Origin of the sequence: Parasediminibacterium schistidii (assembly GCF_046546515.1) — a bacterium.
Classification (GTDB): domain Bacteria; phylum Bacteroidota; class Bacteroidia; order Chitinophagales; family Chitinophagaceae; genus Parasediminibacterium.
In genome coordinates, this window is sequence record NZ_JBKHKJ010000006.1 from 173,961 (window position 1) to 189,522 (window position 15,562).

Genomic DNA, 15,562 nt, shown 5'->3' on the forward strand with positions numbered 1-15,562 from the left:
ATTGATAACATCATTTTTCTTTTTCTTTTTTTCTTCTTCCCTTAAAACTTTGTGCCGCTTTGCGTCTTCTTGCCTTAGTGGCAGATCACCCAAACTTGCACCTGAGTAGTTACGAATCATCCAATCCCCCTATCTAAAATCCAAAATCCAAAATTTAAAATTTGTCCCATGCCATTTTACTACTTTTGCCCTTCTTTTTTAAAATGAGTACGTTTACAACATGACACAATTAATTGATCAGGTAGATACCAGTAGGTTGCCATCGCATATAGCCATTATCATGGACGGCAATGGCAGGTGGGCCGAAGAAAAAGGGCAGGAACGCTTGTATGGCCATTTTCATGGGGTGGAAAGCGTGCGCAACATTGTGGAGGGCTGTGCCGAGCTAGGGGTTGGTTACCTTACCCTATATGCGTTTAGCACAGAAAACTGGGATAGGCCAAGGCTAGAGGTTGATGGGTTAATGACCCTGCTGGCAGACACCTTGCGCAAAGAAGTGCCTATACTAAACAAAAACAACATCAAGCTGCATGTAATTGGCGACATGGAAATGCTGCCACCTTTTGCCATTAACGCTTTGCAGGAAGCATTGGACATGACTAGCCACAATACTGGACTGAACTTGATTATGGCACTTAGCTATAGCAGCCGATGGGAATTGGTAAATGCAGTAAAGAAAATAGGCATAGACGTGGCAGCAGGCAAAATAAACCCTCTTGACATAAACCAAGACACTTTGCAACAATACCTTACCACCAGCCAGTTCCCAGACCCTGAGCTGATGATACGCACCAGTGGCGAGTTTAGGATTAGCAATTTCCTGCTTTATCAGCTTGCTTATGCAGAACTCTATTTTACAAACACACGCTGGCCCGATTTCAGGAAAGAAAACCTGTACGAAGCCATCATTGATTTTCAAAACAGAGAGCGGCGTTTTGGCAAAACAGGCAGCCAAATACAGCAAACAGAAGCAGTGGAAACAGTCGCTTTATAGAGCATAATATACTTTGTTTGGTTATTTAACAAAGACTTTTAAATTATGCCGTTAATTTGCCACCTTTCTTAGCACATTAAAAAATTTGAAAGCTTCATTGTTCAATAGCCTTCAAGCCAACAGCAAACTCACTACCGGATGCAGCAACAAGTATACAAATTTTTATTACTGGCTTTTTTTACCTCTCTTTTTTCGTATACCGTTAATGCCCAGGACAATAGCAGCGACACTGCTATTACCTCAATTGATGTTGATTTAAGCACCATTTTCACACAGAAAACACCCAAGAAATATAAAATTGCTGGGATAAAAGTAGTAGGCAATCACTTTTTTGACGAAAACCTGCTGGTATCTATTTCTACCTTGAATATTGGCGATGAAGTAACCATACCCGGCGGCGACAATTTTGCAAAAGCCATCAACAAACTATGGGGGCAAAACTATTTCAGCAATGTGGAAATATACCTTACCAAGCTTGAGGGAAAGAACATAAGCCTAGAAATAGCAGTAACTGAAAGGCCAAGGCTAGCAAAATTTGGGTTCATCGGAATTAAAAAAGGCGAGGCAGACGACTTGAACACCAAGACGGGTTTGGTTGTAGGGAGGGTTGTTACCGAAAACATGAAAAGGTCTGCAATAGAAGCCATTACAAAATACTATGCAGAAAAGGGTTTTCAGGATGCCAAGACAAGGGTAGAGGAGAAAAAAGACAATACACTTCAAAATTCCTTGCAAATAAATTTTATTGTAAACAAAGGGTTTAAAACGCGTATCAATAACATCAACTTTGACGGCAATACCATCGTTGCCGGAACGCTGAAAAAGCAATTTAAAGATACAAAAGAGCAATCTCGTTTAACGCTTTACCCCCCAGATAATGAGGGAGGGTTTATTACTCCGAAACACTATACATTTCATAACTACTTGGCCGATAAGGGTTTCCTGACTTTTTCACTTACCAAACGTTTACTAGACCCTTACGTGCGCTTTAAGTTTTTCACCTCTGCAAAATTTAACCAGAAAAAATATACAGACGACAAAGACAAGCTGATAGAATATTACAATAGCCTTGGCTTCAGAGACGCTGCAATACCAAGGGACACGGTATTTAAAAACGCTAAAGGATCGCTAAACATTGACATAAAAGTAAGCGAGGGCCATAAATACTATTTTGGCAACATTACTTGGAGAGGTAATACAAAATACACCGACTCTTTGCTTACAGTAATATTAGGCATAAAAAAGGGCGATACCTACAACCTAGACAACTTGAACAAGAAACTGGGCAAGGGGGCACCAGAAGGTGCAGATGTAAGTACTCTATACCAAGACGATGGGTATTTGTTTTTTAGGACAGACCCTGTAGAGGTAGCTGTTTACAACGACACGATAGACTATGAAATACGCATATTAGAAGGGCCACAGGCCACTATTAAGAATATCCGTATATCGGGCAATGAAAAAACGAAGGAATACGTTATCCGAAGGGAACTGAGGACAATACCAGGCAATAAATTTAGCAAGACAGATTTAATCCGTTCACAAAGGGAAATTGCCCAGCTAAACTTTTTTAACGCAGAAAAAATTGGTATTAACCCGGTACCCAATCCAGATGATGGCACGGTGGACATTAATTATACCGTTGAAGAAAAATCGAGCGACCAGCTAGAGCTGAGTGCCGGATGGGGTGGAAATATTGGCCTTACAGGTACCTTGGGTGTTACCTTCAATAACTTTTCGCTCAATAATATATTCCATAAAAAAGCATGGGATCCATTGCCAATGGGCGATGGCCAAAAGCTAAGTATGCGTGTGCAGAGCAATGGTCGTGCGTTTCGTTCTTACAACTTCTCATTCACAGAACCATGGCTGGGGGGCACAAAGCGCAATTCTTTTACATTCTCTATTTACGATACCAAATATGCCAATGCCTATAACCCGGCAACAGGCACCTATACTAGTTCTGCAGCAAATTCTTCTTATATCCGCACAACAGGTGTTGGCGTAAACCTTGGCAAGCAATTGAAATGGCCGGATGATTATTTTTCTTTGTCAATGGGTATCAATTTTGCCCGCTATAAGTTGGTGAACTATTATATAGACCAAGTAAACCTGCCTGGCTTTAATAATGGATTCTCGCACAACCTGAACTTTAAAATAGCTCTGCAGCGAAATTCTATAAACAATCCTACTTTCCCAAGCAATGGGTCGAATTTCTTGTTGAGCCTGGCGCTTACGCCACCCTATTCTTTAATAGACCCAAATATTACAAAGGAAGCAAACCCATACAAATGGGTTGAATACAATAAATGGCGTTTTACTAGTGAGTACTATGTGCCGCTAACCAAGCCAACAGGCGAGGACAGGAACAAAATGATGGTATTGAAAGTTGCTGCTAAATATGGCTTCCTCGGCAGGTATAATAGGGATTTGAACATATCTCCTTTCGAGCGTTTCCAAGTAGGAGATGCGGGTTTGGCAAACCAGTTTGCTTTGCTAGGCTACGATATTATATCGCAAAGAGGATACCCAGTTTACCAAACTTCAAACCCCAAAATAAACCCAGACCAGTCTGGGGCAAGCCAGTATTTTACTATATTTAACAAATATACAATGGAACTTAGGTATCCTTTGAGCCTTAACCCCAGCAGCACTATTTATGCCGAAGGTTTTTTTGAAGCAGCCAATGGTTGGTACAGCCTGCAAGACTATAATCCATTCCAATTGCGTAGGTCTGTGGGTGTGGGTATGCGCTTCTTTTTGCCTATGTTTGGTTTGCTAGGTTTCGACTATGGTATTGGTATAGACAGGATACAGAATGGCGGAAGCATAAAAGACGCATCTAAGTTTACGTTTATGCTTGGGTTTGAACCGGAATAGGCCTTAGTAGTAAGTGGTAAGAAGTGAGTAGTAAGTGGTGAGTAGTAGGTTGTCAGTTTGGGACATTGTATTTGTAAATTTTGTGTAACTCGTGTTATAAAATTCTTTTAATCATACCGGTATATGAAAAAAATATTTTTTATTGCTTTTATTGCTTTATTGGTTTCATCTGAGGCCAATGCACAGCGGTATGCCATTATAGATACAAAGTACATTTTAGACAAAATGCCTGAGTATAAAGACGCAGACAAAAAAATAAAAGCAATAAGCGAGCAATGGCAAAAAGAAATAGACGATAAGCAAGCTGTGCTTGACAAAATGTATAAAGATTATGATATTGAACAATTCATGCTTACGGACGAGCTAAAAAAGAAACGGGAAACCGAATTATTCAATAAGGAAAAGGAAGTAAGGGACTTGCAGAAAAAACGTTTTGGCTACGAAGGCGACCTTTTTAAAGAACGCCAAAGAATAGTAAAACCTATACAGGATAAAGTTTACAACGCAGTGCAAAAAATAGCAATTTCTCGTAGCTACGATTTTATATTGGATAAAAGCGAAGGTATAACTGTTATATTTGCCGACCCTAAGCTTGATAAAAGCGATGATATACTAGCACAGCTAGGCATTAAACCAGGAAGTTAATTAACAATTAAGAATAGGCATAAGAAGTTTTTACCTTAAAAAATAGTTTTAACAACAACAATTACATAAAAAAGAACAAATGAAAAAAGTTTTAGTAGGGTGTGTGGTAATAGCAGCAAGTTTATTGTGCTGCCTTCAATCCAATGCACAAATGAAAATAGGCACTTTTGACGAGCAAAGTGTTTTGGGTTTAATGCCAGGCATCCAAAAAGTAGATACCCTATTGCAAAAATATGTAGCTGATTCTTTAAAGCCGGAATACGACTATGAACTGAGTGAATTAATGCGTTTGGATAGCAGTTTTAAGAAAGATTCTGCTGGTATGCAGCCTAGCACACGCTCGATAGTGCAAAAAGAAATAAACCAGCACAAATACAAAATAGTAAACTGGCAGCAGTACCAAAACCAACAATTAGAGCAAAAGCAAGAAGAATTGCTATATCCTTACAAGCAAAAAATTTATGCTTCTTTAGAAAAAATTATTAAAGAGCAAAAATATACCCATGTTTTTAAAAGTGACATGCTCTTAGTAGCTCCACCACAGGACAACTTGGTGATTAAAGTAGCCTTAGATTTGAAATTGAAATTCCCTAAAGACGTAGAAGACCAACTGAGGGCACAAGGCCTTTTGGGCAGCAGCCCTGCTAGCGCACCAGCAGGTACTACGCCTAAGCCTAAACCGGCCAATAAGAATTAAGAATTTCCTATACTTATAAATAACTTGAGCCACCCCACGAAAGTCGGGTGGCTCCTTGCTTTTGGCAATAGTGATTTTTGCATTTTAACCCAGATTTCAATTGCAAAATCTGGGTTTTACCTGTTACAAGTATGCCTTCTAGCGCACTATAAAAATGAAATCTTTTTCAATAACATATGGCAAAAAAACAGTAATGGCAAAAAAGTTATTTTTTATTTTTATGTTAGCTACTAGCATAACCCAAGCTCAGGAAAAAAAAGCTACAAAAGTAGATGGCGACCAAATATTTACCTGCTTTAAGCAAGGTAACCATGGCGACTGTGTTTCTATTGGTATGATAAAAGCTGCCATTAGCGTATTTGGCATGTACAATGTATTCAGCGAAAAGCCTATTAATGATACTTTAACCGAAATTACCCTTAGAAATGGCAAGAAATATTCTGTAAGCCTAAATGAGTTTTATATGGCCGATACTATCATGCACATAAGGAAAGGCAAAGAGGGCATACCAGAAGTAATGCAATATGCTACTAGGTGTTTTGCAGTAATGGGTAAAGTAAAACAAGACTTGGAAAATGTGCCTACTTACGAAGAATCAATCAACAAGTTGGCAAGAGGGGGACATGGAAAAAAGATTTTTTATGATTTAGGCTTAGAAAATAATGTAGTTATGCTTGGCCAGAATCCTGATTTTAGCAACATCTGTGGTGTCGTGGCATGGAAAAAAAAGCATGTTGCCTATATATGCAATGGATATATGGATAAATATGGCAATAAAGTACCTGTAACAGACGAGTTTTATGGGGGTTTTATGGTGGTTGACAAGCAAGTCACTGGCAAGTTGTAGTTTTTTTGCCACTAGGTCATAAAACAGAAAAAAGGTACAAAGGAAAAGAAGTTTGAAGGTTATTATAATTGCATCGGGCAAAAACCACAGGCAACCCCCCTGTTGGCTGACGGGGAAATATATTGCCACAAGCAATATGGTAGCTAGGCCCCAACCCTCGAATAGTTGGGGTTTCATGCCCTCGCTCAGCAAGGGTTCTATGAACAACCTTGTCAGCCGATTGTTCTGCATCAGCATTTTAAAAATCACGTGGCATATTGGGTTAGCGATAGCCATACGTTAAACTTTTTTTTAACAATATTAAAATAGCATATCCTTCTTAAAAATAGGATACGACTCTGATGGGGTGCATTTCAAAACTTTGCTTTTAGTCTTGTCTTAAAATACCTACAAATGCGAGGAACTAGGGTATGCAGAAATATTTTAACCCGGATTTTGCAATAGATTTCAACTACAAAATCCGGGAAAACATAAAAATCACTTTTTTGGAAAATTAATGCAGCACCCTTATTTTCGTTTGGAAACTGCTTAATTTATTTAGCTAATGAACATGTTTAACTTTTTGAAAAACACATCAATTACACTAAATCGATTTATAAAGCTTGATGCTTGAATGTGTATGCCTATTGTTCGTACACTGCCTAAAAATAACCTTATGCCCAAATACTTACTAGTTTTTGTTACCCTGCTTATCTTTTTTATATCGCAATGCCCACCTGTTAAGGCACAATTGCACGAAGTTTATGTTAAAGGAAAAATAACACTTCAAAACCACCAGCAAAAAGAGGGGTATATACAAAGGGACAACTTAGAAAGCATGAATTATTGCATCTATTTCAAAGAAACGGAAAATCAAAAAAAGCCTGTAAAGTACGATACGCTTTCGCTAAGTGGATATACCTTGGAATCAGGTGAGGTTTTTGACAGATTAAGGTTTGAGTTGTCCCAAAACGCAGATAGCATCTCTGTTTTGGGCAGTTTAATGCTGAAAGGCAAAGCCAGTTTGTATGAGGCTTTTTATAAAAGCACACAGTTTTTTATTGTGTACAATGCAGGTAGCACTTATGCCTTGCAAGATGACAAATTAGAAACTGGGGCAACAGAAATTACCCCTCATTATTTCAAAGACTATTTAAAAATGGCTTTAGAGGATAGGTTTTCAGTAGAAATTAGTAAAATGAGTTTTGATGAAGAAAGCATTGTAAGCATCGTTTCTCAATACAACAAATCGCAATCATCCTATAACAATCCAATTATTGCAAAACAAAGCAAAATTAGTTTCCTCATCTTGGATATTGGAATAGCTAGTTGGCAAGCAGGTGAAAAAGAGATATTTGCCCAAGCCATTTATAGGATGTATGTACCTAAATACAGCAAAAGCACATCTATTAATACAGGAATCAGCTATTTTAAAAATAATTATTCCAATCGTTATCCTGGCATTTTTTATAGCTACCTAGTTAATTATTCACGTAGTTTAATATCTATTCCATTTCAAGTTCAGCAAAATATTTTAAATAAAAATATCAGGCCTTATTTCTTTTCGGGATTGAATTTTAGCTATATCAATGAAACAAACGACCATGATTTGGCTATTTACGAAAAAGGATTCCAAAAAACGTATGGCATTGCCCTTTTATACGGAGCTGGGATAGAGGCAGACATATACAAAGGGCTAAGGGCTAAAATAGAATACCGATACGAAAACTATATTCATCCAGTATCCATTGGCGTAGGCTATGATTTTTCAAAGAAATAATAGTTTTCGCCGCTAAGGAATACTTTTAAAATAACTGCTACTACTCAGGTGCAAGTTTGGTTAATATGCCACGAAGGCAAGAAGACACAAATCGGCACAAAGTTTTGAGGGAAGAAAAAAAGAAAAAGAATAAGATTTATATTGTCAATACCTTTTTAACCTTTTTTTCTTTGTGCTTCTTCGTGTTTTTGTGCCTTTGTGGCAAAAAAAGCATAGCCTAAACACCATTACCTATCACTAAAATGCGTGATGGTAAGCCCAATAACTTCCCCATTTGCATAGCGGTACAGTATACCGTCATCGCCCAGCTCACTGTCATCTGCGGGCTTGGGTGTGCCAAAGTTTACATACATTACATCGCCTAGTTCATCATAGCGTATTTGCAGGTCAACCGCATTGCTTTGTCTCACGGCTTTTAATGCAAGCATCATTTCAGGTATTGCTATCGCTGCCATAGTATATTTCTTTTTAAAAGTGCCTTCATTTTTTTTGTAAAATAGGCTGTTAGTATAAAGCCTTCCGTTTCTATTTCTTTATACACTACAACCAGTACCTTGTCGCTCCGTTGGTATGCTGCGGCTAGTAATTCTCCCGCCCCGCCTTCTACTATCATGTCAGGTACAGCTACCGTTAGCAACACATCGTGCAAATAGCGAGCCATTTCAGGATGCCCCTTTACAATATGCACCCAACGCTCGTCTGGTAGCCTTATTGTTTTTCCTGAAATGCTTTTTGTAATATGCACTATACAAAAATAGAATAAAAATGAGGTGAATAATATTTTCAAAATAACTTTCCTGCAAGGCACAAGCGGCACTATTGCGCCAGCTTTGCGAAATTTTAGCGTGTGGAAGCAGAGCAACTTGAAACAAATAATCCCAACACGGAATGCTTTTCTATCCGCCTGAAAGCCTTTTACGCTGTGGCTTTACAGTATGCTGGAATAACTGCAAAGAAGGGATATACGCATATTGTTTTGTATTGCAGGTAGCTAATAAACAATTGTATTTAAGGGCAGTTGCTGGAAGCAAGGAGTCATTAATAGCCGCATCATAGCTTAAATGATAAGTAGAAATAAGCTGCAAAGCAATTTCAGAAATTTCTTCATCTATATGTATGATATGAAAAAATTTAATTTGTTTTGAAATTTTTTGTTGCTGCTGTTTATTCAAACTGCCTTTAACAATATCGGCAATGCTGGTAAACCCAACAACAAAAAACGCCGACACTTTGTTATTGATAATATTCACCGCTTCGGTATTGTTGTAAAGTTATTCAATTAGGAAATCTGTATTCAACAAGATTATTTCGTTCTCCATGCCGCTTTTCTTAATTCCTCAATATCTGGCTTAGGTATCTCTTTCATAAAAAGGGTTTGCAACGCTTGCAGAGCCTTCCTGTTAGCGGGCAAACCGCCTTCTATATTTAGTTTTTCCAATAGCATTTTCTTAGAAGAAGATTTATCTATTGTGCCAATTGGTTGCCATAATATCTATTTATACCGAAGTTATAAAATATTGAGTACAAAAAAAAATACAAAACCTTTGTGCTTCTTTGGTTTTTTGTGCCTTTCTTGCCTGCCCCAATTAGTGCATCGCTTCCCTCAAATCTAGCTTTTTCTGTTTGTTGCCTTTTACCACTAAAACAAAAGGAACGCAGCAGATAAACATAATGCCTATTAGCATAAATACATCCATGTAAGACAGTACCGCTGCTTGTTTGGAGATGCCAAAGTCTAAAATTTGATATGCCCGGCTTAGGGCTTCGTTTGATGGGCTACCCTTTGCCATAAAGCTGTGTTGCAATCCCGAAATGCGCTGCTGCACATTGTAGTCGTTTACGTTTAGTTTGCTTACCAAGTCGCTGCGGTGTACCATGTTTTGGCGTGCCATGAAAGTGGTTACAGAAGCGACCCCAACGGAGCCCCCAAGCTGCCGCATCATGCCTGTAAACGCTGCCCCTTGACCAATTTGCTGCCCTTTGAGGGTAGAGAGCGAGAGTGTGGAAATAGGGATAAACAACATGCCTAAGCCTACACCCCGAACAATCAACATCCAGAAAAAGTTTTCTGAGCCAGTATCGGGGCTTAATATTTTATATCCCCATAGCGAATACACAAAAAACAGGAGCATACCGAAAGCTACCAGGTATTGTTGTGGGACGCCTTTTTGCAACAAGATACCTATCATGGGCATCATTATGGCTGTGGTAATGGCGGCAGGTATCATTAACATGCCCGCTTGTTGCGCCGTCCACCCAAGGGTGGTTTGTGTATAGAGTGGGATGATAAATGTAGACCCATACAACCCAAACCCCATAATAAAGGAGAGTATGGTGCCTACCCGGAGGTTGCCATTTTTTAATACACGCAGTTCCACAATTGGGTTTCGGAACGTGAGTTCCCTCCACAAGAAAAAGAAGAAACCAAGTCCGGCAGTTACGGCAAGGGTAAGGATTGTTTTGTCGTTGAACCAGTCATCGTCTTGCCCTTTTTCCAATACATACTGCAACGAGCCTATAAAGAGTGTCAAAAGCCCAATACCCAGGAAATCAATATCGCTAACCTTGCTTTTTTCGCCATAGTTAGGGTTTTTTACAAATTGCAGTGTAAGTAGTGCCGCTATTACGCCAATAGGAATATTGATATAGAAAATATAGGGCCACGAGAAATGATCTACAATGTAGCCCCCCAATGGTGGTCCTAATGTAGGGCCAATAATTACTCCTAAACCATAAATAGCCTGTGCCATTCCACGCTTTTCGGGGGGGTAGCTTTCGGTAATGATGGTTTGTGAAGTTACTAGTAAAGCCCCACCTCCTGCGCCTTGTATAAAGCGGAATAGCACCAGTTCCCAAATGCTGTTTGCATTGCCACAAGCGAATGAACATATGGTAAATAGTATGATAGATGCCGCAAAATAGTTGCGGCGGCCGAATTGCCTGGATAGCCAACTGGTCATAGGTATGATAATAACATTGCCAATTGCGTATGAGGTTACCACCCAGCCTACTTCCGACGTGCTAGCACCGAGGTTGCCTTTCATGTCGCTAAGGGCTACGTTTACAATGGTGGTATCTACTATCTCTAACAAGGCACACATAATGGCCGTGAGGGTAATGATTACCCTAGTAGCGCCGTATGTGACCAATGAATTTTGTTGTTCCATAATTTAGTGTTTTAGGCAAAGAGGCAAGAAGAGTTATGAATTATAAATGATGAGTTATGAGTTTTTAAAGTGGAAGCGAAGCGCAATGCTTTCCCTTTTTGTAACTCATAACTCATAATTCATAACTATTTTAGTCCAAATGCACATCCACTGTTGCGTTCATGCCAGCCCTTAGTTGTTTTATCAATGTATCGCTTGTTTCCTTGAATTCTATTTTGATGGGTAGGCGTTGAACCACTTTTACAAAGTTGCCACTTGAATTATCGGGAGGTAATAAAGCAAACCTGGCACCTGTTGCTGCTGCGAATGATGACAGTTGCGCTTCGAACTTATGGCCGGGGAATGCGTCTATCTGTATCTCTACTTTTTGGCCTACCCTCATTTTTTCAAACTGTGTTTCTTTAAAGTTGGCTACTATCCATACATCATTATTCAAAACCACACTAAATAAGGATTGACCAGCATTTAAGTATTGTCCAGCTTCTACATTTACTTTACTCACCATACCATTTGCAGGTGCAGTAACTACTGTATAGGAAAGCTGTAACTGAGCATCTTCCACATCTACTTGGCGTTGTTTGATGGCCGCATTGGCAATAGATACCTGCTGTGTGCTACCATGGCTTTGCGTGGCCACTGCTTCTGTTTGGCTAAGGGCTTGCTTCCTTTGCTCTACCAATACTTGCAATTGCCTTTCTGCGGTTTGCTTGGCAGCCAGTTGTTGTTCGTATTGTTGTTGGGTAATAGTATGGTCCTTAATCAGGTTTGCATAACGGTCATAATCCTGCGTTGTACGCCAGACATTTACCTTCGCCGTTTCTATTTGGGCATCAATAGTGCCTACGCTAGCCCTTGATGAAGTAGTGTTTGCATTCGCAGTAGAAACAGATGCTTCGGCAGCACCAATATTTGCCTGTGCAGTTGCAAGGGCAGACTTGGCTTGTTCCACTTTAATTTTTAGTTCCCTATCATCCAACACCAATAGTGTATCGCCTTTTTTCACACGTTGGTTGTCTTTTACCAATACCTTGGTTACATAGCCAGATATACGTGGTATAACTGGGCTGATGTTTGCTTCTACCTGTGCATCGTCTGTTTCTACATGGTGCTGGGCGTACGTGTATTTACTAATGCCGAACCAGCCACCTACCACTACTAATAGTATTAGTACGATGACGAAGGTTTTGCTGCTTTTTTTCGGTGCTTCTGTTGTTGCGGCTTTTGTTGGTGTATTTGCTTCCATTGAGTTATTATTTTAAGTTTTATGTTTTGAGTTTTACGTTGGAGTTTATAAGTTAAACATTGTATGTTTTACATAAAACTTACAACCTAAAACTATTTTGTATTTATCATGCCAGTTACTTCCATCAATTTGTTGTAGGCTACAATTGCGTCTGATTTTGCAAAAGAGTAATTGAGCTTTGCTTGCAATTGGGCTACATCTGCATCCAACAAATCCGTGGTGGTGGCTAGGCTATTGTTGTATTTATTTTTTGTAATCCTGTAATTTTCCGTTGCCTGGTCTATGGCTTTGGCATACACTTCTATCTTTTTATTGCTTAGTAGCCAGCCTTGGTAGGCTTGGTTTACTTGGTAGCGAATATTATCTGTAAGCCCTTCTTGCGAAGCCATCAATTGCTGTTGCTTAGCAGTAACTTGTTGGATTTTTGCCTTTGTTTTCCATAGGGAAGATAGGCTGTATTGTACACCAACACTTACATTTACCGCATTGGTAATACTTAAAAATCCAGGGATGTCGGCAGCAACATACCCGCCACCCAATGCAACGGAAGGGTACATTTCGCCTTTGACAGCTTGAATGCCAGTGGCTGCGGCTTTGCCCCTGTACGTTAAAGCCTGTACATCCTTACGATTATCGAAAGCCATTTGCTCATAGTCTGACAATACTTTTACCTCTTGAGGGAATTGTAAGCTTGTGCTATCAATTTGAATTTCGGTTTGTTCTGGAACACCTAATAGTAAAGCTAATCCTACATTAGCCAGTTTAGCATTGGACTCGGCATCCAACAATGATAATTCAAAATTGGAGGTTTGCAGGTTTGCTTTTAACAGGTCGTTTCTTGCCAACAAGCCGTTTTTTTCTAAGTTAGAAAAATCGGAATCCCTTTGCTTAGATTGCTTTAAGTTTTCATTTACCAAGTCAACAGCCGCCCTCGATTTGTACAAGCTGATATAGGCACTAATTACATTCAGGGCAATGCCTTCTTTGTCGTTATCTGCATCTAATTCCACTGCTTTTTCCAAATATTCGGAGGCGGTGATGCCATTGCGTATGCGCAAACCAGAATAGATAGGGTATGAAACATTCGCTAGCCCATAAACAGCTTGTGAAACATCTACCCCACCACCGCTAGAACTACCAGATGAACTAGAACTACTTGATTTTGCCAAATTTATATTGGGGTTATTTAACCGCAGGTAAGAGCCGCTGATAGTAACATCAGGAAGTTTTCGGTCTTTTGCAACTTGCAAGTCTGCCTTTGCTTCGTCAATCTTAGCTAGGTTTACTTTTACTTGTTTGCTGTTTTTCAAAGCCATACTTATGGCATCTGCTATAGTGATTTTTAATGGGGCTGGATTGTCTTTCCCTTGCGCCCTGATGGTTTGTGTGCTATTTACAAGTGCTACCATCACCAGCCCTGTAAATATCGTTTTTAGTGTGTGATTCATATTTTGTTTTACGTTTTATGTTTTGAGTTTTAAGTGATTTATTTATCTGCTTCGTGCAATGCCAATACAGGTATCATGCCAAGGGTTGCCAGTTGGCGGGAATGGTCTTTGTGGAATAATTTGTACCATATTCCGTATTTCCTAGGTCTGATAACAAGCATATCTATAGCGTGTTCCTGTATAAAACTGCTGATATGTTCAAGTAGATTGCCGCCTTCAATGGTGTAATAATCAGCAGCTACATTCTTGAGCTTTTCTTTTAATAATACCTCGCCTTCTGCAGTTGTAATGGGGTCTGAACCAATAGGAATTACCCTTACTACATGCAGTTTTGCCTTTGTGAAATTGACCAGCTTTTCAATTTTTTCAATTGGGGTATAGTCCTTTATATTTTCTGGTTTGCAGGCAAAACCAATATTGAGCAAAGGTTTGTAGGTTGCATTGTGAGGTATGGTTAATACAGGTACTGCCAAGCCTGTTAATACACCTAGCATATCTGTTTCCCATAAGGGTATACCATTGCTATTTACGGGAATGCCTAATATTACGATTACGGCGCTCTCTTCCCTGAATTGTTGGTCTAGGGTTGAAACAAATTCTCCCATGACCTCTTTGTAGCGGATGCTGTGTGTGGGGAAGTTTTCGGCGGCCCACTCCAATTCATTTTCTAGGTCTATCTGGTTGGTTTCCAACGCTTCTTTTAGTGCAACAAGGGCTACGCCATCGCCAGCAAAAGAAAAAGGTGTTGGGTAAATGTTTAGCAGCAACAAGTCAATACTATCTGGTGGCAATAAATGGCAGGCATAGCTAAGGGCATTCCTAGAGGAATCGGAAAAGTCTGTAAGTAAGATAACTGTTGCCATAGCCTTTCTATATTAATTAATCGTGAACTTTTGTTCATCAATTGTGTCTGAGCTGGGGATTTTCTCTGAAGCATGATTGTTGGGATTTTAAGGATTAAAGGGAAGTATCTATTGCTCACATCCAAATCCAAAAAATCCATTTAATCCCAACAATCATGGTTCAGACCTTCTTACGCTTTCAACCCATCCCAGCAAATGGTAAACGCTTCTTCTGCCATTTGGGGGGTAATTACGTGGTTGCTGTATTTGCTGTACTTAATCACCTCTGTGATGCTGCCCATCATAAAAATGAGCAACAAAAATGTGTCCATGTTTTTCAGCAGACCCTCTTCTTTGCCCCGTTCAATCAATTGTATCAACGGATTAAGGGTGTGCAGCATCATTTTCTTAGTAGATTCTGATATAAATGGTGAGTGGTAACACTGTTCCATGAATACAGACTCCTTGAAATTGTTGGTGCGGTAAGTAAGGATGTTGTGCCAGATTACAAAAAAACCTTTCTTAAAAGGGGCTTGTGGGTCATAGCCTTCAAAATAAGTTTTTACAGATGCCTCCCGGCAACTTTGGTACAAGCTATTGATAAGCGTTTCCTTGTCCTTGAAATAGATATACAGGGTACCCGTGGCCATATTTGCCTCTTTGGCAATGTGCCGCATGGTTATACCTGCAACCCCTATTTCTACTACCAGCTTTAAAGTTGCAGAAAATATAACGCTTTCCTTGCTGTCATTTTTCTGTTTCACGGTGCAAATATAATGAACATTCGTTCATTTAATTAAAAAAATTTTGTTATTAGTAAAGTGCAAATTTGGTTAATCTGCCACGAAGGCACGAAAACACAATGAGGCACAAAGTTTTAAAGGAACAAAAAGAAAAGAAAAAACTATACTAATCTTACCAAATAGTTGGAGTAGGGTGCTCTGTATAAATGCATAATACTAACCGTATAAATGCATTTTATTAAGCGTTATGTAATATGGACAAAATAGTTGGTAAAATTCCCTGTAATTGAAGCTATG

Annotated in this window: 15 protein-coding genes; 6 read left to right on the plus strand and 9 right to left on the minus strand. The window is 39.3% G+C overall.

Going from position 1 to position 15,562, the window contains the following annotated elements:
- The first annotated feature begins 220 nt into the window (after window positions 1-220).
- The 6 genes from uppS (at window position 221) to ACHFIY_RS05500 (ending at window position 7,822) form a co-directional block, all read left to right on the plus strand.
- Window positions 221-994 (plus strand): undecaprenyl pyrophosphate synthase, encoded by a 774-nt coding sequence (uppS, locus tag ACHFIY_RS05475; protein ID WP_410845058.1) that lies wholly within the window; start codon window positions 221-223, stop codon window positions 992-994.
- A 138-nt stretch (window positions 995-1,132) separates the two neighbouring features.
- On the plus strand, window positions 1,133-3,874 hold the full coding sequence (locus ACHFIY_RS05480) for a BamA/OMP85 family outer membrane protein (protein ID WP_410845059.1): 2,742 nt from the start codon (window positions 1,133-1,135) through the stop codon (window positions 3,872-3,874).
- Window positions 3,875-3,997: 123 nt separating this feature from the next.
- The gene (locus ACHFIY_RS05485; protein ID WP_410845060.1) at window positions 3,998-4,519 is read left to right on the plus strand and encodes an OmpH/Skp family outer membrane protein; all 522 of its coding nucleotides are present in this window, start codon (window positions 3,998-4,000) and stop codon (window positions 4,517-4,519) included.
- Window positions 4,520-4,598: 79 nt separating this feature from the next.
- The gene (locus ACHFIY_RS05490) at window positions 4,599-5,216 is read left to right on the plus strand and encodes an OmpH/Skp family outer membrane protein (RefSeq protein WP_410845061.1); all 618 of its coding nucleotides are present in this window, start codon (window positions 4,599-4,601) and stop codon (window positions 5,214-5,216) included.
- 193 nt (window positions 5,217-5,409) lie between these two features.
- Window positions 5,410-6,063, plus strand: coding sequence for a hypothetical protein (locus tag ACHFIY_RS05495; protein ID WP_410845062.1), 654 nt, complete (start codon window positions 5,410-5,412; stop codon window positions 6,061-6,063).
- 655 nt (window positions 6,064-6,718) lie between these two features.
- Complete coding sequence (locus tag ACHFIY_RS05500; protein WP_410845063.1) at window positions 6,719-7,822, plus strand: hypothetical protein; 1,104 nt, start codon at window positions 6,719-6,721, stop codon at window positions 7,820-7,822.
- Window positions 7,823-8,049: 227 nt separating this feature from the next.
- Here ACHFIY_RS05500 and ACHFIY_RS05505 read toward each other — a convergent pair whose 3' ends face one another.
- The 9 genes from ACHFIY_RS05505 to ACHFIY_RS05545 all read right to left on the minus strand — a co-directional run bounded on the left by ACHFIY_RS05505 (window position 8,050) and on the right by ACHFIY_RS05545 (window position 15,286).
- Window positions 8,050-8,277, minus strand: coding sequence for a DUF2283 domain-containing protein (locus tag ACHFIY_RS05505; RefSeq protein ID WP_410845064.1), 228 nt, complete (start codon window positions 8,275-8,277; stop codon window positions 8,050-8,052).
- Window positions 8,265-8,567, minus strand: a complete 303-nt coding sequence (locus tag ACHFIY_RS05510) for a hypothetical protein (protein WP_410845065.1) — start codon at window positions 8,565-8,567, stop codon at window positions 8,265-8,267. Before ACHFIY_RS05510 ends, ACHFIY_RS05505 begins: the two co-directional genes overlap by 13 nt.
- 151 nt (window positions 8,568-8,718) lie before the next feature.
- The gene (locus tag ACHFIY_RS05515; protein ID WP_410845066.1) at window positions 8,719-9,072 is read right to left on the minus strand and encodes a PIN domain-containing protein; all 354 of its coding nucleotides are present in this window, start codon (window positions 9,070-9,072) and stop codon (window positions 8,719-8,721) included.
- 53 nt (window positions 9,073-9,125) lie between these two features.
- On the minus strand, window positions 9,126-9,266 hold the full coding sequence (locus tag ACHFIY_RS05520; RefSeq protein WP_410845067.1) for a hypothetical protein: 141 nt from the start codon (window positions 9,264-9,266) through the stop codon (window positions 9,126-9,128).
- A 142-nt stretch (window positions 9,267-9,408) separates the two neighbouring features.
- Window positions 9,409-10,989, minus strand: coding sequence for a DHA2 family efflux MFS transporter permease subunit (locus tag ACHFIY_RS05525; protein ID WP_410845068.1), 1,581 nt, complete (start codon window positions 10,987-10,989; stop codon window positions 9,409-9,411).
- Window positions 10,990-11,119: 130 nt separating this feature from the next.
- On the minus strand, window positions 11,120-12,232 hold the full coding sequence (locus ACHFIY_RS05530) for an HlyD family secretion protein (RefSeq protein ID WP_410845069.1): 1,113 nt from the start codon (window positions 12,230-12,232) through the stop codon (window positions 11,120-11,122).
- 92 nt (window positions 12,233-12,324) lie between these two features.
- On the minus strand, window positions 12,325-13,680 hold the full coding sequence (locus tag ACHFIY_RS05535; RefSeq protein ID WP_410845070.1) for a TolC family protein: 1,356 nt from the start codon (window positions 13,678-13,680) through the stop codon (window positions 12,325-12,327).
- A gap of 38 nt (window positions 13,681-13,718) precedes the next feature.
- Window positions 13,719-14,543: a hypothetical protein gene (locus tag ACHFIY_RS05540; RefSeq protein ID WP_410845071.1), complete on the minus strand. Its 825-nt coding sequence runs from the start codon at window positions 14,541-14,543 to the stop codon at window positions 13,719-13,721.
- 170 nt (window positions 14,544-14,713) lie between these two features.
- Complete coding sequence (locus tag ACHFIY_RS05545) at window positions 14,714-15,286, minus strand: TetR/AcrR family transcriptional regulator (RefSeq protein WP_410845072.1); 573 nt, start codon at window positions 15,284-15,286, stop codon at window positions 14,714-14,716.
- Window positions 15,287-15,562 lie beyond the last annotated feature (276 nt).

Bases quoted from the DNA above. Each gene is read 5' to 3' on its own strand.
- uppS (WP_410845058.1), top strand. From the start codon at position 221: ATGACACAATTAATTGATCAGGTAGATACCAGTAGGTTGCCATCGCAT.
- ACHFIY_RS05480 (WP_410845059.1), top strand. From the start codon at position 1,133: ATGCAGCAACAAGTATACAAATTTTTATTACTGGCTTTTTTTACCTCT.
- ACHFIY_RS05485 (WP_410845060.1), top strand. From the start codon at position 3,998: ATGAAAAAAATATTTTTTATTGCTTTTATTGCTTTATTGGTTTCATCT.
- ACHFIY_RS05490 (WP_410845061.1), top strand. From the start codon at position 4,599: ATGAAAAAAGTTTTAGTAGGGTGTGTGGTAATAGCAGCAAGTTTATTG.
- ACHFIY_RS05495 (WP_410845062.1), top strand. From the start codon at position 5,410: ATGGCAAAAAAGTTATTTTTTATTTTTATGTTAGCTACTAGCATAACC.
- ACHFIY_RS05500 (WP_410845063.1), top strand. From the start codon at position 6,719: ATGCCCAAATACTTACTAGTTTTTGTTACCCTGCTTATCTTTTTTATA.
- ACHFIY_RS05505 (WP_410845064.1), bottom strand. From the start codon at position 8,277: ATGGCAGCGATAGCAATACCTGAAATGATGCTTGCATTAAAAGCCGTG.
- ACHFIY_RS05520 (WP_410845067.1), bottom strand. From the start codon at position 9,266: ATGCTATTGGAAAAACTAAATATAGAAGGCGGTTTGCCCGCTAACAGG.
- ACHFIY_RS05525 (WP_410845068.1), bottom strand. From the start codon at position 10,989: ATGGAACAACAAAATTCATTGGTCACATACGGCGCTACTAGGGTAATC.
- ACHFIY_RS05530 (WP_410845069.1), bottom strand. From the start codon at position 12,232: ATGGAAGCAAATACACCAACAAAAGCCGCAACAACAGAAGCACCGAAA.
- ACHFIY_RS05535 (WP_410845070.1), bottom strand. From the start codon at position 13,680: ATGAATCACACACTAAAAACGATATTTACAGGGCTGGTGATGGTAGCA.
- ACHFIY_RS05540 (WP_410845071.1), bottom strand. From the start codon at position 14,543: ATGGCAACAGTTATCTTACTTACAGACTTTTCCGATTCCTCTAGGAAT.